Annotated in this window: 21 protein-coding genes; 8 read left to right on the top strand and 13 right to left on the bottom strand. The window is 73.2% G+C overall.

What is annotated here, in order from left to right; genetic code table 11:
• Positions 1-38: 38 nt before the first annotated feature.
• On the top strand, positions 39-1520 hold the full coding sequence (locus ACFW5B_RS14640; RefSeq protein ID WP_386438572.1) for an FGGY family carbohydrate kinase: 1482 nt from the start codon (positions 39-41) through the stop codon (positions 1518-1520).
• Between the two features lie 63 nt (positions 1521-1583).
• Here the strand turns inward: ACFW5B_RS14640 and ACFW5B_RS14635 are convergent, their stop codons facing one another.
• From ACFW5B_RS14635 to ACFW5B_RS14600, 8 genes are all read right to left on the bottom strand, one after another.
• The gene (locus ACFW5B_RS14635) at positions 1584-2666 is read right to left on the bottom strand and encodes an RNA polymerase sigma factor (RefSeq protein ID WP_386438569.1); all 1083 of its coding nucleotides are present in this window, start codon (positions 2664-2666) and stop codon (positions 1584-1586) included.
• A 294-nt stretch (positions 2667-2960) separates the two neighbouring features.
• Entirely contained in the window at positions 2961-4877 is a 1917-nt protein-coding gene (gene dnaG, locus ACFW5B_RS14630) for a DNA primase (protein WP_386438566.1), read from the bottom strand.
• A 69-nt stretch (positions 4878-4946) separates the two neighbouring features.
• A complete protein-coding gene (locus ACFW5B_RS14625; protein WP_386438563.1) occupies positions 4947-5951 on the bottom strand; it encodes a pyridoxal-phosphate dependent enzyme in 1005 nt (334 codons plus the stop codon).
• Positions 5952-5960: 9 nt separating this feature from the next.
• Positions 5961-7226 (bottom strand): NAD(P)/FAD-dependent oxidoreductase, encoded by a 1266-nt coding sequence (locus ACFW5B_RS14620; protein WP_386438560.1) that lies wholly within the window; start codon positions 7224-7226, stop codon positions 5961-5963.
• A gap of 293 nt (positions 7227-7519) precedes the next feature.
• The gene (locus tag ACFW5B_RS14615; protein WP_386438557.1) at positions 7520-8833 is read right to left on the bottom strand and encodes a deoxyguanosinetriphosphate triphosphohydrolase; all 1314 of its coding nucleotides are present in this window, start codon (positions 8831-8833) and stop codon (positions 7520-7522) included.
• Positions 8830-9765, bottom strand: coding sequence for a sirohydrochlorin chelatase (locus tag ACFW5B_RS14610; protein ID WP_386438554.1), 936 nt, complete (start codon positions 9763-9765; stop codon positions 8830-8832). The genes ACFW5B_RS14615 and ACFW5B_RS14610 overlap by 4 nt, the downstream gene beginning before the upstream one ends.
• A 186-nt stretch (positions 9766-9951) precedes the next feature.
• The gene (locus ACFW5B_RS14605) at positions 9952-10974 is read right to left on the bottom strand and encodes an adenosine deaminase (RefSeq protein ID WP_386438551.1); all 1023 of its coding nucleotides are present in this window, start codon (positions 10972-10974) and stop codon (positions 9952-9954) included.
• A 176-nt stretch (positions 10975-11150) separates the two neighbouring features.
• A complete protein-coding gene (locus tag ACFW5B_RS14600) occupies positions 11151-11591 on the bottom strand; it encodes a gamma-glutamylcyclotransferase family protein (protein WP_386438548.1) in 441 nt (146 codons plus the stop codon).
• Positions 11592-11739: 148 nt separating this feature from the next.
• On the opposite strand from ACFW5B_RS14600, the gene ACFW5B_RS14595 reads away from it, so the two are divergent.
• A complete protein-coding gene (locus ACFW5B_RS14595; RefSeq protein ID WP_386438546.1) occupies positions 11740-12462 on the top strand; it encodes a vancomycin high temperature exclusion protein in 723 nt (240 codons plus the stop codon).
• Between the two features lie 69 nt (positions 12463-12531).
• Here the strand turns inward: ACFW5B_RS14595 and ACFW5B_RS14590 are convergent, their stop codons facing one another.
• Positions 12532-13605, bottom strand: a complete 1074-nt coding sequence (locus tag ACFW5B_RS14590; protein ID WP_386438543.1) for a trypsin-like serine peptidase — start codon at positions 13603-13605, stop codon at positions 12532-12534.
• 1 nt (position 13606) lies between these two features.
• A complete protein-coding gene (gene cutA, locus ACFW5B_RS14585) occupies positions 13607-13972 on the bottom strand; it encodes a divalent-cation tolerance protein CutA (RefSeq protein ID WP_386438540.1) in 366 nt (121 codons plus the stop codon).
• 286 nt (positions 13973-14258) lie between these two features.
• Here cutA and ACFW5B_RS14580 point away from each other — a divergent pair, with 286 nt between their 5' ends.
• Both ACFW5B_RS14580 and ACFW5B_RS14575 read left to right on the top strand, forming a co-directional pair.
• A complete protein-coding gene (locus ACFW5B_RS14580) occupies positions 14259-14624 on the top strand; it encodes a cupin (protein WP_386438537.1) in 366 nt (121 codons plus the stop codon).
• Between the two features lie 138 nt (positions 14625-14762).
• Positions 14763-15617 carry a class I SAM-dependent methyltransferase gene (locus tag ACFW5B_RS14575; RefSeq protein ID WP_386438534.1) on the top strand — a complete coding sequence of 285 codons (855 nt, stop codon included), beginning with the start codon at positions 14763-14765 and terminating at the stop codon, positions 15615-15617.
• A 148-nt stretch (positions 15618-15765) separates the two neighbouring features.
• Here the strand turns inward: ACFW5B_RS14575 and ACFW5B_RS14570 are convergent, their stop codons facing one another.
• Positions 15766-16554 (bottom strand): sulfite exporter TauE/SafE family protein, encoded by a 789-nt coding sequence (locus tag ACFW5B_RS14570; protein ID WP_386438531.1) that lies wholly within the window; start codon positions 16552-16554, stop codon positions 15766-15768.
• A gap of 42 nt (positions 16555-16596) precedes the next feature.
• On the opposite strand from ACFW5B_RS14570, the gene ACFW5B_RS14565 reads away from it, so the two are divergent.
• Positions 16597-17472, top strand: coding sequence for an aldo/keto reductase (locus tag ACFW5B_RS14565; RefSeq protein WP_386438529.1), 876 nt, complete (start codon positions 16597-16599; stop codon positions 17470-17472).
• Positions 17473-17553: 81 nt separating this feature from the next.
• Here the strand turns inward: ACFW5B_RS14565 and ACFW5B_RS14560 are convergent, their stop codons facing one another.
• Positions 17554-17949, bottom strand: a complete 396-nt coding sequence (locus tag ACFW5B_RS14560; RefSeq protein WP_386438527.1) for a hypothetical protein — start codon at positions 17947-17949, stop codon at positions 17554-17556.
• 116 nt (positions 17950-18065) lie between these two features.
• Entirely contained in the window at positions 18066-19355 is a 1290-nt protein-coding gene (locus ACFW5B_RS14555; RefSeq protein WP_386438746.1) for a ferric reductase-like transmembrane domain-containing protein, read from the bottom strand.
• A 624-nt stretch (positions 19356-19979) separates the two neighbouring features.
• Between ACFW5B_RS14555 and ACFW5B_RS14550 the strand changes: the two genes are divergently transcribed.
• The 3 genes from ACFW5B_RS14550 to ACFW5B_RS14540 all read left to right on the top strand — a co-directional run bounded on the left by ACFW5B_RS14550 (position 19980) and on the right by ACFW5B_RS14540 (position 23004).
• Positions 19980-20708: a bleomycin resistance protein gene (locus tag ACFW5B_RS14550; protein WP_386438525.1), complete on the top strand. Its 729-nt coding sequence runs from the start codon at positions 19980-19982 to the stop codon at positions 20706-20708.
• Positions 20709-20870: 162 nt separating this feature from the next.
• Positions 20871-21263, top strand: a complete 393-nt coding sequence (locus ACFW5B_RS14545; RefSeq protein WP_386438743.1) for a VOC family protein — start codon at positions 20871-20873, stop codon at positions 21261-21263.
• 268 nt (positions 21264-21531) lie between these two features.
• Positions 21532-23004, top strand: coding sequence for an MDR family MFS transporter (locus tag ACFW5B_RS14540; protein ID WP_386438522.1), 1473 nt, complete (start codon positions 21532-21534; stop codon positions 23002-23004).
• Positions 23005-23055: the final 51 nt, after the last annotated feature.

Raw genomic sequence — 23055 nt, 5'->3', positions numbered from 1 at the left:
TCCGTTCCTATGCGTCGTATGGGGCATCATCTGAGGCCATGGGGATAGTCGCCGGATTGGACAGTTCGTCCGAGAGCACACGGATCGTCGTCTGCGATGCGGACACGGGTGCCGTCATCAGGCGCGGGTATGCACCGCACCCCGCCGAGAAGGGGCATGAGGTCGATCCGCAGGCGTGGCTGATCTCACTCGGTGAGGCGGCCGGCGGCGGGCTGCTCGAAGGGGTGCAGGCGATCGGCGTCGCCGCGCAGCCGCACGGGCTGCTGCCGCTGGACGTCGAGGGCAATCTCGTACGGCCCGCGCTGGTCGGCAACGACAAGCGGGCGCAGAGCGCGGCGGCGGATCTGATCGACTCGCTCGGCGGGCGTACCGCCTGGGCGCAGGCCGTCGGGGCGGTGCCGCAGGCGACCCATGCGGTGACGAAGCTGCGCTGGCTGGCGCGTAACGAGCCGGCGCACGCGGCCCGGATCGCGGAGGTCATGCAGCCGCACGACTGGCTGGCGTGGCAGCTGCTGGGGCGGCCGGCCCGGCGGACGACGGACCGGGGCGGTGCCTCGGCGACCGGGTACTGGTCGGCGGCGACCGGGTCGTACCGGCCGGATCTGGTGGAGCTGGCGCTGGGCCATCAGGTGCGGCTGCCGGAGCTGCTGAGCCCCTCGGGGACGGCGGGGTTCACCCCGGAGGGGTTGCTGATCTCCGCCGGTACGGGCGAGACGATGGCCGCCGCCTTCGGGCTCGGCGTCGGGGAGGGCGACGCGGTGGTGTCGCTGGGCGCCTCGGGGTCGGTGTTCGGGATTCATCACGAGGCGCTGGTGGACCCGAGCGGCACGATCACCTCGTTCGCGGACGCGACCGGCCGGCATCTGCCGGTGGTGCACACCAGCAACGCCGTACGGGTGCTGCGCGGGACCGCGGAGATGCTGGGGACGGATCTGGAGGGGCTGTCCGAGCTGGCGATGAAGTCCTCGCCCGGTGCGTACGGGATGGTGCTGCTGCCGTATCTGGAGGGCGAGCGGACCCCGCATCTGCCGCACACCGCCGGGTCGTTGCACGGCATGCGGCGGGACAGCATGAAGCCTGAGCATCTGGCGCGGGCGGCCGTGGAGGGCATGCTCTGCGGGCTGGCGGACGCGCTGGACGTGCTGCGGGGGCGGGGCATGGCGGTGCGCCGGGTGTTCCTGCTGGGCGCGGCCGCGGAGCTGTTCGCGGTGCAGGCGGTGGCGCCGGCGCTGTTCGGGGTGCCGGTCGTGGTGCCGCAGCCGGCTGAGTACGCGGCGCTGGGCGCGGCCCGGCAGGCGGCCTGGGCGTGGGGCGTGGCACACGGCACCCTCACGCCGGCCGGCGGCGCGGAGGCCGGGCCGGGCGGCGGGGCCGCCTGGATCGATCCCCCGCAGTGGCCGGCCGCCGCGAGCCAGGTCTTCGAGCCGGGTGAGGAGCTGGCGGTCGGCCAGGCCGTGCGCCAGCAGTACGCGGCGGTGCGCGACGAGGCGTATCCGGGGGCGTTCCAGCGGGAGGCGTGAGGTACCGGGCGGGCTTGGCGGGCGCGGGTGTGCCGGGTGTGCCCGGGGCCGGGCGCGGCGGGCTCAGTCGAGGTAGCCGCGGAGCTGGTCGGCGTAGGCGTGGTCGCGGAGCTTGTTGAGGGTCTTGGACTCGATCTGCCGTATCCGCTCGCGGGTGACGCCGAAGATCCGGCCGATCTCCTCCAGGGTGCGGGGGCGGCCGTCGGCGAGGCCGTAGCGGAGCTGGACGACCTTGCGTTCGCGCTCGCCGAGGGTGGACAGCACCGCGTCGAGGTGCTCGCGGAGCAGCAGGAACGCGGCGGATTCGACGGGCGAGGCGGCGTCGCCGTCCTCGATGAGGTCGCCGAGCGCGACGTCCTCCTCCTCGCCGACGGGGGCGTGCAGCGAGACCGGCTCCTGGGCCAGCCGCAGCACCTCGCTGACGCGTTCCCCGGTCAGGTCGAGGTGGGCGGCGACCTCCTCGGGCGTCGGTTCGTGGCCGCGCTCCTGGAGCATCCGCCGCTGGACCCGTACGACGCGGTTGATCAGTTCGACGACATGGACCGGGACGCGGATGGTGCGGGCCTGGTCGGCGAGGGCGCGGGACATGGCCTGACGGATCCACCAGGTGGCGTAGGTGGAGAACTTGTAGCCGCGGGCGTAGTCGAACTTCTCGACCGCGCGGATCAGCCCGAGGTTCCCCTCCTGGACGAGGTCGAGCATGGTCAGCCCGCGGCCGACGTACCGCTTGGCGACGGAGACCACCAGCCGCAGGTTGGCCTCGATCAGGCGGCGCTTGGCGATCCGGCCCAGGACCACCAACTTGTCGAGGTCGAAGGCGAGTCGGGAGGCGAGGTCGGGGGTGCTGGTGAGCTTCTCCTCGGCGAAGAGACCGGCCTCGACGCGGCGTGCCAGCTCGACTTCCTCGGCGGCGGTGAGCAGCGGGATCCGGCCGATCTCGCGGAGGTACTGGCGGAAGAGGTCGGCGGACGGGCTGCCCGCCTCGGGGCGCGGCGCCGGCTCCGGGGTGACCTCCTCGACGATCATCTCGGCGGCGGGTGGTTCGGCCTGCTGCGGCACGGTGAGCGGTTGCGCGTCCGGCTCCGCGTCCGGGTCGGTTTCCGGTTCCGTGCCGGCCGGCGCGTCGGCGAGGGTCTGCGTCTGCACGGGGGCGACCTCCAGGGTGATCGCTGCTGAAGCGGCAGAAAGGTCGGGCACGGTGGCGGCGGGCCGCCGGCCGTCCCGTACGTCACGGGTGGTTCCGCGGGGGATTCCGGTGCGGTTCGACCGGGCCCGCCGCGCACCGGGACGTGGGCACCGCTCCTCAGTGTGGAGTACGACACAGGCCTGCCACGAGGGGCGTGCGAGCACTTTTTGAGTCCGGTCCGTGACCGGACGGCTACCGCGGGGTGCTACGGGCACGCGGGGTACCCGTCGCGGGCTCCCGGGGGCTCCCCGCGGCTACAGGGCGGCGTAGCCGCGTTCGCGCAGGGACTGGCCGTACTGCTGGAGGACCCACAGCTCGTTCTGGACGGCCGCCAGGTGTCCGGGGTCGGCGCGGGGGCCGAGGCGCTGGAGGGTGCCGCGGATCTCGGTGACGCGCTGGTTGACGGCGGCGAGGCGGACGGCGACCAACTGGACGCCGGCGTAGGCCTCGTCGGGATCACGGCGGGTGTGCAGCGGTTCGACGGCGAGCTCGGTGACCATGGCGCGGACGGTGTCGTCGGGGGCGGCCTCCCGCACCCGGGGGACGAAGGCCTGGTCGGCGGCGCCGGCCGTGGTGCCGCCGGCATCCTCGATGCACTGGCGGACCACGGCATACGGCGCGGCGGTGAACTCGTCGGCACCGTAGGCGTCGAAGGCCGGGGAGACCAGGTCGGGGCGCTGCAGCGCCAGCTTGAGCAGCTCCCGCTCGACGCGGTGGGCGGGGCTGCGGAGGTTGAGGGCCGGGCCGCGCGGGCCGGGTGCGGGGCGGGCCTCCGCGGGCGCCGGGGCCTGGCCGCGGCGCTGCTGACGGCCCTGGTCGGGGCCGCCGTCGCGGCCGCGTTCGCGGGCCCAGCGGGCGAGCTGGGAGACCCGCTTGACCACGAACTGGGTGTCCAGGATGCCGAGGATGCCGGCGAGCTGGACGGCGGACTCGTGCTGGATGGAGCTGTTCTTGATGTTCGCGACGATGGGGGCGGCCTCGTCGAGGGCGGCGGCGCGGCCGACGGTGGTGTCGAGGTTGTGCCGGGAGACGACATGGCGCAGCGCGAACTCGAAGAGCGGGGTGCGGGACTCGACGAGGTCGGCGACGGCCTGGTCGCCCTTGGCGAGCCGCAGGTCGCAGGGGTCCATACCGCCCGGGGTGATCGCGATGGAGGTCTCGGCGGCGAACTTCTGGTCGTCCTCGAAGGCGCGCAGGGCGGCCTTCTGGCCCGCGGCGTCGCCGTCGAAGGTGAAGACGACCTCGGAGCCGGAGTTGTCCATCAGGAGGCGGCGGAGGATCTTGATGTGGCCTTCGCCGAAGGACGTGCCGCAGGTGGCGATGGCGGTGGTGATCCCGGCCAGATGGCAGGCCATCACGTCGGTGTAGCCCTCGACGACGACCGCGCGGCTGGTCTTGGCGATCTCCTTCTTGGCGAGGTCGATGCCGTAGAGGACCTGGGACTTCCGGTAGATCGGGGTCTCGGGGGTGTTGAGGTACTTGGGGCCGTTGTCGTCGTCGCGGAGCTTGCGGGCGCCGAAGCCGACGACCTCGCCGGCGATGTCGCGGATCGGCCACATCAGGCGGCCGCGGAAGCGGTCGATGGGGCCTCGGCGGCCCTCCTGGGAGAGGCCGGAGAGGACCAGCTCCTGGTCGCTGAAGCGGCGGCCGCGCAGGAAGCGGGTGAGGTGGTCCCAGCCGGCCGGGCTGTAGCCGACGCCGAAGTGCTGGGCGGCGGCCTGGTCGAAGCCGCGCTCGGCGAGGAACTTGCGGGCGATCTCGGCCTCGGGGCTGTCCAGCTGCTCGGCGTAATACTGGGCGGCGGCCTTGTGGGCCTCGACCAGGCGGGTGCGCTCGCCCTGCTGGCGGCCGGGGGTGTAGCCGCCTTCCTCGTAGCGCAGGGTGATACCGGCCTGGGAGGCGAGGCGCTCGATGGTCTCGGCGAAGGAGAGGTGGTCGATCTTCATGACGAAGTCGACGGTGTCGCCGCCCTCCTGGCAGCCGAAGCAGTGGTAGAGGCCCTTGGCCGGGCTGACGTGGAAGGACGGGGACTTCTCGTCGTGGAAGGGGCACAGGCCCTTGAGGTTGCCGCCGCCGGCGTTGCGGAGCTGGAGGTACTCGGCCACGACGGCGTCGATCGGGACCGCGTCCCGCACCGCCTTCACATCGTCATCGTTGATCCTGCCTGCCACGCGTGAATTCTACGGCCGGGGGCGGACATCCCTCGCCGCGCGTGGTCGCCGGCGCCGCGGGCTCCCCCGTCAGCCCAGCAGTTCCAGGAACCGCTCCAGCCCCACGTTGCCGCCCGAGATGATCACGCCGACGCGGGGTGGCAGGGGGGCGAGGCGGCCGGTGAGGAGGGCGGCCAGAGCACTGGCGCCACTGGGCTCGGTGACGATCTTGAGGCGCTCGAAGGCGAACTTCATGGCCGCGCGGATCTCGTCGTCGCTGACCAGGACGACCGAGTCGAGGAGGCGCCGGTTGACCGCGAAGGTCAGCTCGCCGGGGGTGGCGAGAGCCTGGCCGTCGGCGATGGTGTGCGGGACGGGGATGGTGACGGGGTGGCCGGCGGCCAGGGAGCGGAGGGTGTCGTCGCCGGCCTCCGGCTCCACGCCGATCATGCGGATGCCGGGGACCAGGGCGGTGGCGGCGGTGGCCGAGCCGGCCATCAGCCCGCCGCCGCCGACCGGCGTCAGCAGCGCGTCGAGCGGGCCGGTCTCCTCCAGCAGCTCCAGGGCTGCGGTGCCCTGCCCGGCGATGATGTGCGGATGCTCGTACGGCGGGATCAGCGCGAGGCCGCGCTCCTCGGCGAGCTGCCGGCCGATGGCGACCCGGTCGCCGGTGTAGCGGTCGTAGCGGACGATCTCGGCGCCGTAGCCGGCGGTGGCGTCGACCTTGGACTGCGGGGAGTCCTCGGGCATCACGATGACGGCGTGGCTGCCCAGCTCCCGGGCGGCCAGGGCGACGGCCTGGGCGTGGTTGCCGGAGGAGTAGGCGGCGACGCCACGGGCGAGCTGTTCCGGGGACAGCCGGGAGACGGCGTTGTAGGCGCCGCGGAACTTGAAGGCGCCGACCCGCTGGAAGTTCTCGCACTTGAGGTGGATCTCGGCGCCGGCCAGGGCGTCGAGGGTGCGGGAGCGCAGCACGGGCGTGCGGTGGGCGACACCCGCCAGCCGCCGGGCGGCGTCCCGGACGTCGTCGAGGGTGACGACGGCCGGGATCGCGGGGCTGCCGGGGCCGGTGGGACCTTCGGTGCTCTGGGTCATGTCCGCACGCTACGGGAGCAGCGAGGCCAGCGGAACCTCCGGATCGGCCAGCGCCTCGGGCGCCAACGGCGCGCCGGACCGGATGAGTTGCCGGATGGACTCGGCGACGTCCCAGACGTTGACGTTCATCCCCGCGAGCAGGCGGCCGTCGGCGCCGAGCCAGAAGGCGATGAACTCCCGCTTGGCGACGTCGCCGCGGCAGACGACCTGCGCGTACGAGCCGGGCGGGGCGTAGCCGGAGTACTCCATGCCGACGTCGTACTGGTCGGAGAAGAAGTACGGGATGCGGTCGTAGCTGACGTCCTGGCCGAGCATGGCGCGCGCGGCGGCCGGGCCGCCGTTGAGGGCGTTGGCCCAGTGCTCGACGCGCAGCCGGGTGTCCAGGAGGGGGTGGTCGGCGGCGGCGACGTCGCCGGCGGCGTAGATGTACGGGTCTGAGGTGCGCAGCGAGGCGTCCACCGCGATGCCGCCGCCGGCCGCGCGGTCGACCAGGTCGAGTCCGGCCTGGACGGCGAGGGCGGTGCGCGGGGCGGCGCCGATCGCGGCGAGCACGTCGTGGGCGGGGTGTTCCTCGCCGTCGTCGGTGCGCACCGCGAGCACCACGCCGTCCTGGCCGACGATCTCGGTGAAACGGGCGCCGAAGTGGAAGCGGACGCCGTGTTCGCGGTGCAGATCGGCGAACAGGCCGCCGAGTTCGGGCCCGAGGATGCCGTGCAGCGGGGTGGGGGCGGCCTCGACGACGGTGACCTCGGCGCCGTAGGAGCGGGCCGCGGCGGCGACCTCCAGGCCGATCCAGCCGGCGCCGGCGATCACCAGATGGCCGTTGTCCCGGCCGAGGGAGGCCAGGACGCCGCGCAGCCGTTCGGCGTGCGCGAGGCGGCGCAGGTGGTGCACGCCGGCCAGGCCGGTGCCGGGGATGTCCAGGCGGCGCGGCTCGGCGCCGGTGGCCAGCAGCAGCTTGTCGTAGGCGATCAGGGTGCCGTCGCCCAGGCGTACCGTCTTGGCCGTGGGGTCCAGGTGGACGGCGGGCTGGCCCAGGTGGAGTTCGATGTGCGCCTGGGCGTACCAGGCGGGTTCGTGGACGAAGACGCTGTCGCGCTCTTCCTTGCCGAGCAGGTACCCCTTGGAGAGCGGGGGGCGCTCGTAGGGGTGGTCGCGCTCGTCACAGATGAGGATCACCCGGCCGGTGAAGCCTTCCGCGCGGAGCGTCTCCGCGGCCTTCGCCCCGGCCAGGCCACCCCCGACGATGACGAACGTCTGGTGTGCGTCGACCACTTGCTTCCTCCTCGTTGCGGTGCCGTACGGCCGCGTCCGCGTCCGTGAACGCCCCCGATGTACCCCCCGGCTCTCCCCCGTTGATGCGCTCTGCGGCGCCGGGGTTCCCGATCGCCGCCGACGGTCCTCGACCGGCGCCGGCCGGGGTTCCCGTTCGCCGTCCGCCGAACGGAGTTCCGTCCGCCGTCGTCAGGGCTCGCTGTTCGCTGTTGTCAGGGTGCTCCGTTCGAAACCGGTCGGGTTCGAGCGTCCCGCACGGAGCGTGAGGGGGGAAGAGGGGCTGCCCTCCAGGGTCACCCGCGGCCGGCCCCCCGCTGACCGGGGCGCCGGGTGAGACGGGCGTGCAGCGAGCGGGCCGACGTGTCGGTCAGGGCCGCGATCTGGTCGATGACGGCACGCATCCGCGCGGTGTCGTCGGAGGCCGTGTCGAACAGTGAACGGAACTGTGGATCAAGGCCGTCGGGGGCACGGGTGAGCAACGCCTCGGCCAGTTCGGCGATGACGACGCGCTGTTCGGCGCGGAGCGCTTCCTGGTCGGGGCGCTGCATGACGTACCGGTCGGCGACCGCCTTCAAAACGGCGCATTCCAGCCGGGTTTCGGCCGGAACCACCAGCTCGGCGCCGTAACGGGTGAGCCGCCCGCTCCCCCACCGGGCCCGCGTCGCGCCCTCCGCCGCGAGACAGAAGCGGCCGATCAGCTGGCTGGTGGCGTCCTTGAGGCGGGCCTGGGCGAGCGCGGAGCCGTCGTAGCCGTGCGGCCACCATTCCTGCTCCAGGAGGCGGTCCAGCGCCGCGGCCAGCTCCTCGGGGCCGGCGCCCGGAGCGTAACGCTCGGCGGCGACGGCGAAGATCTCGGCGCGCTCGGGGTCGGCGAGCAGCACATTGGGGTCGAGGTGCCCGGCGTGCAGCCCGTCCTCGACGTCGTGCACCGAGTACGCCACATCGTCCGACCAGTCCATGACCTGCGCCTCGAAGCTCCGGGCCGCGTCCGGGGCGCCCTGCCGGAACCATCCGAAGACCGGCAGGTCGTCCTCGTACACCCCGAACTTCCCCGAGCCGGGCTCGGTGGGGTGCGCGCCGCGCGTCCAGGGGTACTTGGTGGCCGCGTCGAGCGCGGCGCGGGAGAGGTTGAGGCCCACGCTGCGCGCCCCGCCGTCCTGGGCGGGCACGAACCGCTTGGGCTCCAGACGGGCCAGCAGCCGCAGCGACTGGGCGTTGCCCTCGAAACCGCCGCAGGGCGCGGCGACTTCATTGAGCGTCTGCTCGCCGTTGTGCCCGAAGGGCGGGTGGCCGAGGTCGTGTGCCAGACAGGCGGTCTCGACCAGGTCGGGGTCGCAGCCGAGGGCGGCGCCGAGTTCCCGGCCGACCTGGGCGCACTCCAGGGAGTGGGTCAGCCGGGTGCGCGGGCTGGCGTCCCAGGCGGCCGTGTGCGCGCCCGGGGTGACGACCTGGGTCTTGCCGGCCAGCCGGCGCAGCGCGGCGGAGTGCAGCACCCGGGCGCGGTCGCGCTGGAAGGCGGTGCGTCCCGGCCGCTTGTCGGGCTCGGGGACCCAGCGTTCGAGGTCGGCCGCGGTGTAGCCGGAGATGGTCGGTGGTGTGCCCGTCATACCGCGACGGTAGCCGCCCGGATGCCCTCGGGGTCGTATCCGGCCGGTGCGAGCAGTGCTTGGTCGTAGCGGTGCAGTACGAGACGGGCCAGTGCGGGGTGGTCGCCCAGGGGTCCGGCGGCGGTCCCGGGGGCGGCGGCCGCGCACTGGGTGGCGAAACGGCCGGGGGCGGTGAAGCACCCGGCGACGGCGATCCGGTCGTGGCCGCGGGCGGTCAGCGCACGGACCGCGTCGGGGACGGTGGGGATCTCAGCGGGGCGACGCGCAGCGTCTCGTGCCGGGGCGGTGGCGGGCGACGGGCGGGCCGCCGAGGCGTAGGCGGGCAGGACAGGCGTGCCGCCGAGCCGGTGCGAGAGCAGCCGGGCGATGCGTTCGGTGTCGTGGGCGGACCGCGGGGCGCGGGAGCCGGCGGCGGCCAGGACGACGGCGGTGCGCGGGGACGGGGCGCCGGGGAAGCCGGCCTCCAGCAGCCGGGCGTGCAGCGCCTCGGCGAGCAGTGGGTGCGGTCCGAGGGGCGCGGCGACCCGGCCGGTGAGCTGCGGTGCGGCGGCGAGCGCGGCGGGCAGGTCGTGGGTGACGTGGTGGCCGCGGCCGAACAGCAGCGGTACGAGGACGGCGGCGCCGCGCAGCCCGGCGAGGGTGTCGGTGAGCAGCGGCCGGTTCAGTTCGAGGTGCCCGAGCCGTACGGGCAGCCCGGGGCGCAGCGCACGGACCCGGTCGAGCAGCGCCCGCACGGTGGGCAGGGCGCGCGGGTCGCGGCTGCCGTGGGCGACGGCGACGAGGGTGGGGACCGGGGCGTCCGGCCGCCGGAAGCCGTGCAGCCGGACGCGGCGGAGCTGGGTCCCGAGCTGTGCGGTGATCTCGGCGGCGAGGTCTCCCGTACCGAGGGGGTCGCAGGACGCGGAGGGCAGGTGCGGTATCGGCGCCGTCATGGCCCGAGCCTGGCAGCCGGTCGTTGCGACCGCGTTTCCCCGCGGCGAACTCCGTGTTCCGTCCGGCTGCCCCCGGCCCGCGCCCCGGGGACAGGGCGGGCGGCGGGGGCATCTCACGTCCCGTGCCGCGCCGGTCCCGGGGCGGGCGCGGCAGAGCCCGCCGGTCGCCCCGGGGCGGACCCTGCCCTACGCCTGGTGCGCGTCCACTTCCCGCAGGTACCGCTCGCGGGTCGGCTCGTCGAGGAAGGAGGCGCGGAAGGAATTCCGGGCGAGGGTGCGCAGAGTCTCCTGGTCGAGGCCGAGGGCGTCGCGTACCGCGGTGAAGTTGTCGTCGACGTAACCGCCGAAGTAGGACGGATCGTCGGAGTTGACCGTCACCAGCAGCCCGGCGTCCAGCATCGCGGGCAGCGGGTGGTCGGCGAGGTCGTCGATGACCCGCAGCCGGACGTTGGACAGCGGGCAGACGGTGAGCGGCACCTGGTCCGCCACCAGACGGGCCACCAGCCGCTCGTCCTCAAGGGAGCGCACCCCGTGGTCGATCCGGTCCACGCCGAGCACGTCCAGCGCCTCCCACACGTAGGCGGCGGGCCCCTCCTCCCCCGCGTGCGCCACGCACTTGAGGCCGGCCTCCCGCGCCAGCGCGAAGACCTCCCGGAACTTCGACGGCGGGTGCCCGACCTCGGCCGAGTCCAGGCCGACGGCGGTGATCCGGTCGAAGTGGGGACGGGCCGCCTCGAAGGTCGCGAGGGCCGACTCGGCGCTCTCGTCGCGCAGGAAGCACATGATCAGGCGGGTGCTGATGCCGTAGGTCTCCTGGGCGCTGTCAAAGGCGCGGGCGAGGCCGTTGATGACGGTGCCGACCGGGACACCGCGCGCGGTGTGCGCCTGCGGGTCGAAGAAGATCTCGGCGTGCCGTACGCCCTGCTCCTTGGCGCGGGCGAGATAGGCGTGCGCGAGGTCGGCGAAGTCGTCCTCGGTGCGCAGCACGGCCATCAGCGCGTAGTAGAGGTTCAGGAAGGACTGGAGGTCGGCGAAGGAGTAGGCGCGGCGCAGCTCGTCCTCGGTGGCGTACGGCAGCTGCACACCGTTGCGCCCGGCGAGCGCGAAGGCCAGCTCGGGTTCCAGCGTGCCCTCGATGTGCAGATGCAGCTCCGCCTTGGGCAGCGGCTGGTGGGCGGTTGCGGACGGGGAGGACGGGGAGGAAGCCACGCGGTCACACCTGTTCTGCGGTACGGGAAGCGGTACGGGAAGGGGCCTCGGCAGGGGGAGCCCCGGGGGGCCGAGGGGGCGTCCAGGTTAGCCGGGGCGGTGGCTGCGGCTGTGGCGGCGCCCGGGGGTGGCCGGCTGCCGTTCTCGTGGTGCGGCGGGGGCGGTCGGAACGCCGGTCAGCCGGACGCCGCCCGTGAGGCCGGCCAGTCGCCGCCCGGTAGGGGCGTGCCGGTGGCACGCAGCCGGGCGGCGAGCGGTCCCGCCGCCAGGTAGACCCAGGCCCGTACGGTCCGGCCGTCCGCGCACACGGCCTCGGTGGGCACCCGCTCGTAGTGGTTCCGCGGGTCGCCGGGGACATAGCCCTCCAGCCGGTCGAGGAGCGCGCACACCTCGTCGTAGTCGGTGTCCCGGGGCCGGACCAGCGCACCGTGCACCACCGCTCCGGCGGGCCCGGCCGTCGCGTACGGGTATCCGGGGCCGTCGTACAGCAGCGCGCCACCGATACGGGCCGGTTCCTCGGCCACGGTCCGGCCGCGCAGGGCCGGGCCGTAGTTGACCTCGCCGGGCCGCAGCGTCCCGTAGACGAAGAACGGCAGCCGCTCGGTTTCACGGGGCATCGTGGTGCGTTCCTCTCCGGACGGCGGGTGCTCCCTCTGCCACGATGCCAGGCCCCCGCTGCAACCATCGCGGCGCGTCCGGCGTCGGTGCCTGCAAGACCGGCCGCGAACGGACGCGGTCAGGACATGGGCAGGAACGGGGGCAGGGATGCGAGGGCCGGTACCGGGGCCGGGGCGGCGGATATGGGACGGGGTGCGGCGGCTGCGGGTGCCGCGGAGCCGGCGGGGGCAGCGCCGGGCGTTCCAGGTCGTGGTGGCGGCGGCGGTGGTGGCACTGGCGCCCGCGACCTGGATGAACGCGACCGCGGGGCCGCGGGTGCACGACGTCGCGGATGTGCCGGCCGCCCCGGTGGCCATCGTCTTCGGCGCGGGCCTGTGGAACGGCGAACCGTCGCCGTACCTCGCGCACCGGCTGGACGCGGCCGCCGCGCTGTACGAACGGGGCACGGTCCGGGCGGTCCTGGTGACCGGCGACAACAGCCGGCACGACTACGACGAGCCGGACGCGATGCGCAGCTATCTGCTGCGGCACGGCGTGCCGGGGCGCAAGATCGTCAGCGACTACGCGGGCTTCGACACCTGGGACTCCTGCAGCCGCGCCCACCGGATCTTCGGCGTGAACCGGGCGGTGCTGGTCAGTCAGGGCTTCCACATCCGGCGCGCGCTGGCACTGTGCAGCGCGGCAGGCGTCGACTCCGATGGTGTCGCGGTGGCCGCCAAGCGCGATGTGACCTGGGCGTACGGCGGCGTACGGGAGATCTTCGCGGCCGGGAAGGCGGCGGCGGACGCGGTGCTGCGGCCCGATCCGCAGTTCCTCGGGCCGCGCGAGAAGGGGGTGACGGAGGCGCTGGCGGCTGCGGGAGGTGACTGACCTTCGTCGGCTTCAGGCCTTCGTGGCCTCCGCCACCTCCATCGCCTCCGCCCCTCCGTCACCCCTGGGTCACTTCTCCGCCGCGCGGGCGTAGAGGGTGAGGACCTTCGTGCCGAAGTACGGGCTGTAGGAGATCCGGTCGGCGTCCGGGCCCTTCGGGCCGCCGCCGTTGAGGCCGCCGATGACGCCGATGACCCGGCCGGTGCCGCTGTCCTCGTCGAAGTCGCTCAGCCAGGGGCTGCCGGAGGTGCCGCCGTAGAACCCGCCGCATTCCATGCGCAGTTCATGGGTGCCGGTCAGCCGGCTGGTCGTCGTCGCGCAGCGTACGGCCCGGTCCTGCGGGTCGTTCCGGACGTTCGGGTAGCCGATGACGGTGACGTCGTTGGTGTAACCGGGCGTGGGAGAAAGGGTGTTGCCGCCGGTGACGTCTTCGAGGTCGTCGCCGTCCTCGCTCGGGGCGACGGTGGCGAAGGCGAAGTCGAGGTCCGCGCCGGCGCCGGTGGTGCCGCGGCCGGGGTAGGCGAAGGTGTGCTCGATCGCCCACACGCCGTACGGCTGGGAGGCTGCGCCGGAACGATACTGCGGCACAAATGCCGCACGGGTTCCCGGCTTGCAGTGCCCGGCGGTGAGGATCATATTGCCGTGCGGGCTGTGCACCACGCTCGCGGTGCAGTGGTGCGCCTTGGCGTCCCCGTCGACGGAGAACAGCACGCCGACGGACGGAATGCCGTCGAAGTGCCGGGCGGTCCGGCCGGCGCGGGCCGCCGCGGCGGCGGTCCCCTTCGGCGCGGCGGACCGGGTCGTGGGGGCGGACGCGGTGGGGGCGGCGGGCCGTGCCGGGGTGTCGCTGCCGGCCGGTGCGGCGCCCGCCATCCGGTCGGGCGTCCAGTAGGCGGCGGCGTCCTTGCTGCTCCAGGTGTCCTCGGGGACGGGGCTGGGGTCCGTCTTCGGCGCCGCGCGCCGGGCCTCGTTGACGGCGTGGCCGACGGAGGCGGTGGCCAGGCACACCGTCACTCCGGCCACGGCCGTCGCGGCCTTCATCCAGCGCTTCCGCTTGGGCCGCGCCCGCCCAACTCGCCTCGCGGCGCGGCCTTCCGCACCGTCGCGCTCGGTGCTGTCGCGTTCCCTGGTGTCGCGCTCCATGTCAGCTCGTCTCCTCTGCGACCCAGGACAGATAGCCGGCGCCACCACGGGTGATGGGGGTGGCGATGATCTCGGGGGTGTCGTAGTCGTGCGCGTCGAGGAGATAGGCCTCCAGCGCGTCATAGCGCGCGTCGGCGGTCTTGAACAGGACCTGCCACTCCTGACTGGCCTCGACCGCGTCGTCCCAGCGGTACACCGAGGTCACCGGCGCACTGATCTGCGCACAGGCGGCGAGCCTGCCCTCGATCGCGCCGCGCGCCAGTTTCCGGGCCCCGGCTTCGCTGTCGATGGTGGTCATGACGGTCAGGAATCCTGCCGGTCGCCCGGTGGGGTCGGGCGGGCCGTTGTGGGCAGTCGGGTCGGCCACGGGTGCGCATCCTTCTCGGTGGGGGTCGGGAGGGGACGTACGGGGACGGGGGGGACCGCGTCGGCTGAGCGGGCTCGGCCGACGGCACGGGACCGCATCGTACGGACGAGATGATCATCCCGGAAGTGACCGGCCCGCCCCGCGGCGGTATGCACCCGGACGCCGTCCCGCCCCGCGCGCCGGGTTTCCGGGCCCGCGGCCACGCTCCCCGGTTGCGTCCCCCCGTGCACCGGCAACGATGGAAAGGGCAGCCCAGCCGCCGGTCCGTACGCGAAAGGCCAGCATCATGGACGATCTCGATGCGCTCGCCCGCCAGCAGCTCGACGACGCCAGGGCCTCCGCGCACGGACGCAGCGCCCGTCTCTTCGTACACGACGACCGGCTCCGGCAGACCGTGATCGCCCTGGTCGCGGGCGCCTCGCTGGACGAACACAACGCACCGCCGGCCGCGAGCCTGCAAGTACTCCGCGGGCGGGTGCGGCTCACCGGTGCGGGCGGCGGCCAGGAATTGATGATCGGTCAGGTCGTCACGACCCCGCGCGAGCGGCACGGCCTGCTGGCCCTGGAGGACTCCGCGGTGCTGCTGACGGCGGTCACCGAGATCGCGGCGGGGGCACGCCCCGCGGCCCTCGCGGGGGCGGACCGGAGGTAGGGAGGGAATCGGTACGGGGGCTATCGAAGCGAAGGGGGATCGGGGCGGAGCGGGGGCAAGGGACGGATCAGGAACGCCGCCACGGGTTCGAAATTCCGAGTCTTCACATTTTTCTGAATCTTAAGTAGTCTCTAGGCTATGACCAGTCCGCATACCGCCCCGCAGCCCGAACCGCATCCCGGCCCGCGTCCCAAGGTGCGGCTGACCGAGGAGAAGGAGACCCTCCTCGCCACGCTCTACGGGCGCGCGGTCGACAGCCGGGCCAAGGAGCCGATCCTCGGCGACCCCACGGCCGCCGACACCGTGCGGCGGCTCGACTACGACTTCGGCAAGATGCGGCTGAGCCCCGGCAACGCCGCCGGAGTCGCCCTGCGCGCCCGGCAGTTGGACGACTGGACCGCACGTTTCCTCGCCCGGCACGAGGAGGCGACGGTGCTGCATCTCGGCTGCGGCCTCGACAGCCGGGTGTACCGGCTCGCCCCCGGGCCGGGGGTGCGGTGGTTCGACGTCGACTACCCCGAGGTCATCGCACTGCGGCGGCAGCTCTACCCGGAGCGCGCGGGCTACACGGCGCTCGCGTCGTCCGTGACCGACCCGGCGTGGGTGGCGCAGATCCCCGCGGACCGGCCGACGATGATCGTGGCCGAGGGGCTGCTGATGTATCTGACCGAGGCGGACGGTACGGCGCTGCTCCGGCGGCTGATGGACCGGGTGCCGGGCGGTGAGCTGGCCTTCGACGCCTTCAGCAGGTTCGCGATCCGGGTCCAGTGGCTCAACCGCGTCGTGGTGAAGGCCGGCGCACGGCTCCACTGGGGCACGGACGCCGCGGGGATCGCGGCGCTGAGCCCGGGGCTGGAGATCGTCGAGAACATCTCCGCCATGGAGATCCCGGGGATCGAGAAGCTGCCGACGGGCAACCGGCTGGCGGCCCGGATGTCGGCGAAGGTGCCGGCGGTGCGGGACATGGCGCGGATGTACCGCTGCCGGTTCTGAGGGCGGTCGAGCGGACGGGCGGGACGGACCGGCGCAAACGCGGCCGGGGCCGATCCTGGGCGGACCGCCCGGGGCTGGGGCGGACGGCCGGGGCCGGGGCGGACCGCCGCGGCCCCGGGTGCCCGGCACCCGGCCGTGCAACAGCCCCTCAGCCCGCCAGCCACTGGTCGTACGCCAGCTTGCACAGCAGCGCGACGACCACGACCACCAGCACCCCGCGGACGAACCCGGCGCCGCGCTTGAGGGCCATCCGGGCGCCCACCATGCCGCCGGTGAAGTTGAACACCGCGAGCAGCGCGCCCAGTTGCCACAGCACCGTGCCCTGGATCGCGAACATCGTCAGTGCGCCGATGTTGGTGCAGACGTTTACGACCTTGGAGGTGGCGGAGGCGGTGACCAGGTCCATGTGCAGCATCGCGGCGAGCGCGATCACCAGGAACGCGCCGGTGCCGGGCCCGATCAGCCCGTCGTAGAAGCCGATGCCCAGGCCCGCGACGAGGACGGCCGCCGCGATGCGCCGTCGGGAGACCGGCCCCGAGGGAGCGGGTGCGGTCCCGAAGGCCGGCCGGAACAGGATGAACAGCAGCACGCCCAGCAGTACGGCCATGATCAGCGGGCGCAGCACCGTGCTGTTGATCCCGGCCGCGAAGAACGCCCCGGCCAGCGAACCGGCAACCGCCGCGAGACCGATGCGCAGCGCGGTCCGTACATCGATCGGGGCCCGGCGGACGTAGGTGGCGGCGGCCGCGGTGGTGCCCACGATGGCGGTGGACTTGTTGGTCCCCAGGACGTACGCGACCGGGGTGTGCGGCAGGCCGACGAGCAGCGCCGGGAGCAGCAGCAGTCCGCCACCGCCCACCACGGCGTCGATCCAGCCCGCCGCGAGCGCGGCCAGGCAGAGCAGGGTCAGGGCGAACAGCGATATGTCAGGAGGCACCGGCTGATCTTATGAACCACCACCGCCCTAAACTCCGCATGCATGGATGCCGAAACCGCGTTGACCGGGTGGGCGGAGTTCCGGATCGGCGGGGAGCTGCCGGTCCGGCGGCTCGGATTCGGGACCGGCGGGCTCGTCGGCCCCGGCTACTGGGGACCCCGGCACGACGCTCCGGAACGCTCCGTCGCGCTGCTGCGCCACGCGGTCGAGCGTGGGGTCACGCTGATCGACACCGCCGACAACTACGGCCCCGACGTGGCGGAGGAGTTGGTGGCCCGCGCGCTGCACCCCTATCCGGCGGGGCTGGTGATCGCGACGAAGGGCGGTGTGGTCCGTACCGGCCCGGACCGCTGGCACATCGCGGGACGCCCGGAGCAGTTGCGCACCATGTGTGAGGCGAGCCTGCGCCGCCTGCGCACCGACACCCTCGATCTCTACCAGCTGCACCGGCTCGACCCGGACGTACCGATGGCCGACCAGCTGGGCGCGCTGCTCGACCTCCGACGGGAGGGAAAGATCCGGCACATCGGCCTGGACTCGGTCGACGCGGCCGAGCTGACCCGGGCCCGGGAGATCGCCCCCATCGCCTCCGTGCAGAACCGCTACAACCTGCTGGACCGCGCCGCCGAGGACGTACTGGAGCTGTGTGAGAAGCAGGGCATCGCGTTTCTGCCGTGGTTCCCGCTGGGCAACGGGGCCCTGACCGGCGACGCGGGCGCGCCCCTCACCGCGGTCGCCACCCGGCACGGCGCGACCACCGGCCAGATCGCCCTGGCCTGGCTCCTGCACCGCTCCCCCGTCCTGCTCCCCACCCCGGGCACCGGCTCCCCCGCCCACCTCGACGAGAACCTGGCGGCGGCCCGGATCGCCCTCACGGGGCGGGACTTGGCGCAGTTGGACGGGTTGGGGGTGGCGTAGGGGTTGGCGTTCGGGGCTGGCGTAGGGGGCGTCGGGACGGGCTCGTTCGGGCCGGGCGTCCGGTTCGTCGGCCGCGGGTCCTCAAGAGGCCGTACGGACCGGTGTCGACGCCGTGCCGAACGGTGCCGACGCGGTGCGGAGCGGTGCCGGCGCCTTGCCCACTGACGCCTTGCCGACCGATGTCGATGCCGTGCCGACCGGTGCCGATGCCGAGCCGGTGGGTGCTGTCGCCGAGCCGCCCCGTGTCGAGGCCGGTTCCGACGCCGTGCTGACCAGCGTGACGGAGCCGCCGGTCGGCTGCTCGGGGAGGTTGTACCCGGCCGGTGTGCGGTCCGGGGAGACCGGGGCGGACGGGGTGATCGTCCGGGACACCAGGGTGGCGGTGAGCGCGCTCGCTCCCACCAGGCAGGCGGCGAGCTGACGTCGGGCCCACACGGTGACGGCCGGGACGGGCTGCGGTTTGCGATGTCGGGCCATGGGGGGACTTCCTTGCGGATCGGGGCGGTTGGGGCGACGGGGCGGGGGCGACCGGGTACGGCAGGCGCCGGGGACGGCCGCGCGAGCGGGGGCGGTGGGCCGACCAGGACCGGCCCTCAGAACGTGAACTGCTCCGAGTGGATGCGTTCGGCCGGCACCCCGGCCCGTTCCAGGGCGGTGGCCGCGGCCGTGGACATGCCGGGCGGCCCGCACAGATAGACATCGTGGTGCGCCAGGTCCGGGACGAGGTTGCGCAGGGCTTGGGGTGCCAGCGGGTCGAAGGAGCCGTCCGACGGGCCGAGGAGGTAGTGCAGCGCCGCACCGCGTGCGGCGGCGATCTCCTCCAGCTCCTGCCGCAGCACCAACTGGGCGGCGTTGCCCGCCCGGTAGAGCAGCGTGAGGTCCCCCGGCTCACCCGGCAGGGTCTCGAAGAGCGCCCGCATCGGCGTGATCCCGACACCGCCGGCCAGCAGCAGCACCTTGCGCCGGGTCCGCCGGTGTGCGGTCAGCGCGCCGAACGGGCCGGTGGCCAGCACCCGTACGCCCGGCCGTATCCGGCGAATCCTGCGGGTGTGGTCGCCGCACGCCTTCACGGTGATCCGGAGGGTGTCATCGCGTACGGGCGCGGAGAGCGAGAAGGGCAGGGCGGTCCGCCACAACCGCCGGGACAGGAACCGCCAGCGGAAGAACTGCCCCGGCTCGGCCCGCAGCGCGTCCAGCCCGACGCCCCGCATGACGACCGAGACCACATCCGGGCCCTCGACCCGCACCTCGGTCACCCGCAGGCCGTGCCGAAGCGCCTGCCGCGCCGGTACGACCAGGCGGTACCAGACCAGCAGGGTGCCGACGGTGGTGTGCAGCAGCGTCCACAGCCAGGCGGCGAACGGGCCGCCGGCCAGGTCCGGCCCGGCGAGCTGGTGGGCGAAGGCGAGGGCAGCGCCCACATAGGTCAGCAGATGGACAGCGCGCCAGGTCTCATGGCGTACCCGGCGGCGGACCGTACGGGCCGAGGTGATGCCGACACCGGCCAGCAGCGCGGTGCCGATGGCGGCCGCGGCCAGACCCGGGTAGCCCATGAGCTCGACGGCGGCCACGAAGACGTCGGTGCCGGTGTGGGCGGCATAACCGCACAGCGCGAAGACGGTGTGCGCGAAGCAGAGGAGCAGGACGTGACGGCCGCCGAAAGCGTGCCAGCGGGCCAGCCGGTCGGCGCCGACGCCGTGTTCGATGGCCGGGACCCGGGCCATCAGCAGCAGCATCACCAGGATTCCGTAGCCCGCGAGCAGCCCGGTGAGATGGGCCAGGGTGGCGAACAGCGCATCGAGCCGCACCGAGGGCTCGGCCTGCACCACCCACAGCGCGACGATCACCACCGCGCCGAGACCCAGCACCCGCAGCAAGGTCATGGGCGAGAGACGCAGCGGAGGCGCGGGCGCCGGAGCCCTGCGCGGCGCACGGGTCGGCCGGGGCGGCACATAGCGGGGGGTGAGCCGCGAGTAGAGCGGATGGGTGGTGGGCGGTGAATTGGCGGGGTCCGGGGGCGTTGCACCAGGATGGGGCACGCCGCCCGGTGGGTACCCGTCACCGAGGTCGGCCTGGAACGTCACGGCGTAGAAAATACGGCCGCCCGGACGCTGGAAACAGCAGGTCAGACCCTCTCCGCAGATCCTTAAGGCGGCCTTGAGGATCTGCTGACCGGGGGTTAAGAACCGCGGGTTCCGCAGGGCACCTCCGGGCACCCTGCCGCTCCTCCCCACAGCTCGGCCGGCCGGGCGCCACGGCTCTCCGCGACGCGGTGCACCTCCGCGAGCGCGGCGGTCAAGTCCTCGGCCAGGAGGTGGATTTCCCCCGGCGTCCAGCACCGCCCGGCCGGTACGGCCCGCGCCTCCCCGATGAGTTGGGCAGCGGAACCGAGCTGCTTGGCCTTGATGCCTTCACCTGGGTCACGCCTGACGCGCCGTTCAGGACGCGGCGACATCGCCTCCCGGAAATCCACCTCTCCCTACTCAACTTTGACTAGAGTCGGGTTCATGGGTGAGAAGACCATTCCGATCCTGCCGTGTCCGACGATCCAGCCGGTTCTCGACTTCTACACCGCCCTCGGGTTCGAGGTGACCTTCCAGCAGAAGAGCCCCAACCCGTACGCCGTCGTGGAGCGCGGCGGCATCGAGCTCCAATTCTTCGGGGTGAAGCACTACGAGCCGGCGGACTCGCTGAGCACCTGCTATGTCCTGACCGATGACGTCGACGGGCTGCACGACGCCTTCCGGGCCGGCCTCAAGGCGGCGTACGGAAGGGTCCCGACCCGTGGGCTGCCGCGGATCGGGCCGCTGAAGGACATGTCGTACGGGGTGCGGCAGTTCCTCATGACCGACCCGGGCGGCAACTGCATCCGCATCGGACAGCTGACGAGCACGGATCTGCACCACCGGCCCGCGCCCCAGGAGACCTTCGCGCGCGCCCTGCACCATGCGTCGCTCCTGGCGGACTCGAAGGGGGACCCGGCGGCGGCCGCCCAGGTCATCGACCGGGTGCTGCGCCTCGATGAGCAGCCCACACCCGTGCAGCTCCTCGAACTCCTCGTGCTGCGCGCGGATGTCGCCGGGCGGCTCGGCGACGAGGACACCTCGGCGACCGCGCTCGCCCGGGCCGCCGCGGTCCCCCTCACCGTCGAGGAGCGGGAATCGGCTCACGACAGCCTCGTGCGCCTGGACGAGCTGCGGGAGGCCGGCTCCCAGGTGCCGCCCGACGGGCCCTGACTCCCAGCCGCGCGGACCAGGACCGGCGGACCAGGACCGGCGGGCCGGAGAACCGGGACGAAGGACGGATCGCGCCCCCGCTGACCGGCCTATACGTTCTTGTACAACCAGTCCGACGGGCCCTGCCGCGGGCCCTGCGTCCCCGGAGGAACTCGTATGCGTCTGCGCGTCACCGGCTTCGACCACCTCGTTCTGAACGTCGCCGACGTCGAGCGGTCGCTCGCCTTCTACTGCGGGCCGCTCGGCCTGGAGCCGGTCCGCGTGGACGCCTGGCGCGCGGGCGAGGTGTCCTTCCCCTCCGTGCGCGTCAGCCCCACGACGATCATCGATCTCGTCCAGGGGCCTCGCGAGGGGTCCGCCAACGGCTCCAATGTCGATCACCTCTGCCTGGTCGTCGAGCCGCTCGACTGGCAGGAGGTCGTCGACTCGGGCGATTTCACGGTGGTCGACGGCCCGGGGCCGCGCTTCGGCGCCCGGGGCAAGGGCCAGTCGCTGTACGTCAGCGACCCGGACGACAACACCGTCGAACTCCGCTGGTACCCGCAGGACGCCTAGGCAGCCACCGTCGAGCCCGTAAGACACCCCGCTTCCTTCAGCCCGGGCACCACCCCGGGGCCTTTCGCCGGGACGGCTCCGCCGAGTCCCCGGTACTGCGGCGCCCTCCGCATAATCGAGTGAGATCGGCGCGACGATGAGAGACACTCGCGCCGACCGATGAGTTTCACCGGGCGAGCCGGTCTCTTCCCACGATCACCGCCCACGTTCGTGCCGACAGCCCTTGGCTGCGAGGCGACTGCGACCAGGAACCCCAGCGAGGTGCTGCATGTCAGCTGCTGTTCAAGAACGACCTGCCGTGAAGGCGGGCCGAATACCGACCGTGGTGCGGCTGCTGGTGCTGGCCACGTTCGTCGTGATCCTCAACGAGACGATCCTGATCAACGCCATTCCGCGGCTGATGGACTCGTTGCACATCACCCAGCAGTCGGCGCAGTGGGTGTCCACCGCGTTCATGCTGACCATGGCCGCCGTGATTCCGGTGACCGGCTGGTTCCTGCAGCGGGTCACCACCCGCCAGGCCTATGCCATCGCGATGGGCGTGTTCCTCGCGGGAACCGTTCTGTCCGCCGTCGCGCCCTCCTTCGAGGTGCTCCTGCTGGGCCGGATCGTGCAGGCCGCGGGCACCGCCGTGATGATGCCCCTGCTGATGACCACGTTGATGATCGTGGTGCCCGAGCACGACCGCGGCCGGGTGATGGGCAACGTCACCCTGGCGATCTCGGTGGCGCCCGCGCTCGGACCCGCCGTGTCCGGACTGATCCTGCAGGCCGGCTCCTGGCGGATGCTGTTCGTGGTCGTGGTGCCGATCGCCGCTCTGGTGACCCTGCTCGGGCTGCGCAAGATGGACAACATCAGCGAGCCGCAGGTGAGCTCCATCGACTGGCTGAGCGTCTCCGTGGCAGCGCTCGGCTTCGGCGGCCTGGTGTACGGCCTGAGCCTGCTCGGCGAGACCGACGGCGGGATCGGGCTCGGCATCGGGATCGTCGCCGCCGGGGTCGCGGCCATCGCGGTTTTCGTGATCCGCCAGCTCAAGCTGCAGCGCACCGGTGTGCCGCTGATGGACCTGCGCACCCTCAAGCACCGCACCTTCAGCCTCTCCCTGGCCCTCATCTCCATCGGCTTCCTGGCGATGCTCGGGTCGATGATCCTGCTGCCGCTGTACCTGCAGAACATGCGCGCGCTCAGTCCGCTGGAGACCGGCCTGCTGGTCATGCCGGGCGGTCTGGCCATGGGTCTGCTCGGACCGACCGTGGGCAAGGTGTTCGACCGGTTCGGCAGCCGGCCGCTGGTGGTGCCCGGTTCGATCGGCATGGTGCTCGCCCTCGGCGGGTTCACCCAGGTCTCGATGACGATGCCGTTCTGGCAGGTGCTGGGGCTGCACGCGCTGCTGATGGTGAGCCTGGCGGCGACCTTCACCCCGGTCTTCACCCTCGGCATGGGCGCGCTTCCCCCGCACCTGTACTCGCACGGCAGCTCCATGCTCGGGACGTTGCAGCAGGTCGCCGCGGCGTTCGGGACCGCGCTCGTGGTGACCGTGATGACCGCACGCGCCGGTCACCTGACCGCCGACGGCGTCGCCGCCGTACCCGCGGAGCTGAGTGGAATGAAGCTGGCCTTCGGCGTCGCCGCCGCTCTTACCCTGGTGACGGTCGTCGTGGCCGTGAAACTGCCGCGCCGGATCGCTGCCGCCGACGCCGAGGGCCACGACACGGCCGCGGAGCAGCCCGCCGGAGCGTGAGAGCGGGATCGGCGTGGGCCCCAGCAGCTACGAGCGGCTGGGGCCCACGCC

It is taken from the genome of Streptomyces sp. NPDC058773 (genome assembly GCF_042746015.1).
GTDB lineage: Bacteria > Actinomycetota > Actinomycetes > Streptomycetales > Streptomycetaceae > Streptomyces.
Note: the sequence above shows the minus strand (reverse complement) of the source record. Positions and strands in the feature narration are given on the sequence as shown.

Excerpts from the sequence above, each read along its gene's own strand:
- ACFW5B_RS14615 (WP_386438557.1), bottom strand. The coding sequence starts at position 8,833 with ATGACGGGCACACCACCGACCATCTCCGGCTACACCGCGGCCGACCTC.
- ACFW5B_RS14590 (WP_386438543.1), bottom strand. The coding sequence starts at position 13,605 with ATGGAGCGCGACACCAGGGAACGCGACAGCACCGAGCGCGACGGTGCG.
- ACFW5B_RS14540 (WP_386438522.1), top strand. The coding sequence starts at position 21,532 with ATGTCAGCTGCTGTTCAAGAACGACCTGCCGTGAAGGCGGGCCGAATA.
- ACFW5B_RS14625 (WP_386438563.1), bottom strand. The coding sequence starts at position 5,951 with ATGACCCAGAGCACCGAAGGTCCCACCGGCCCCGGCAGCCCCGCGATC.
- ACFW5B_RS14640 (WP_386438572.1), top strand. The coding sequence starts at position 39 with ATGGGGATAGTCGCCGGATTGGACAGTTCGTCCGAGAGCACACGGATC.
- ACFW5B_RS14550 (WP_386438525.1), top strand. The coding sequence starts at position 19,980 with ATGGGTGAGAAGACCATTCCGATCCTGCCGTGTCCGACGATCCAGCCG.
- ACFW5B_RS14600 (WP_386438548.1), bottom strand. The coding sequence starts at position 11,591 with ATGCCCCGTGAAACCGAGCGGCTGCCGTTCTTCGTCTACGGGACGCTG.
- ACFW5B_RS14580 (WP_386438537.1), top strand. The coding sequence starts at position 14,259 with ATGGACGATCTCGATGCGCTCGCCCGCCAGCAGCTCGACGACGCCAGG.
- ACFW5B_RS14610 (WP_386438554.1), bottom strand. The coding sequence starts at position 9,765 with ATGACGGCGCCGATACCGCACCTGCCCTCCGCGTCCTGCGACCCCCTC.
- ACFW5B_RS14555 (WP_386438746.1), bottom strand. The coding sequence starts at position 19,355 with ATGACCTTGCTGCGGGTGCTGGGTCTCGGCGCGGTGGTGATCGTCGCG.
- ACFW5B_RS14595 (WP_386438546.1), top strand. The coding sequence starts at position 11,740 with ATGCGAGGGCCGGTACCGGGGCCGGGGCGGCGGATATGGGACGGGGTG.
- ACFW5B_RS14560 (WP_386438527.1), bottom strand. The coding sequence starts at position 17,949 with ATGGCCCGACATCGCAAACCGCAGCCCGTCCCGGCCGTCACCGTGTGG.
- ACFW5B_RS14575 (WP_386438534.1), top strand. The coding sequence starts at position 14,763 with ATGACCAGTCCGCATACCGCCCCGCAGCCCGAACCGCATCCCGGCCCG.
- ACFW5B_RS14565 (WP_386438529.1), top strand. The coding sequence starts at position 16,597 with ATGGATGCCGAAACCGCGTTGACCGGGTGGGCGGAGTTCCGGATCGGC.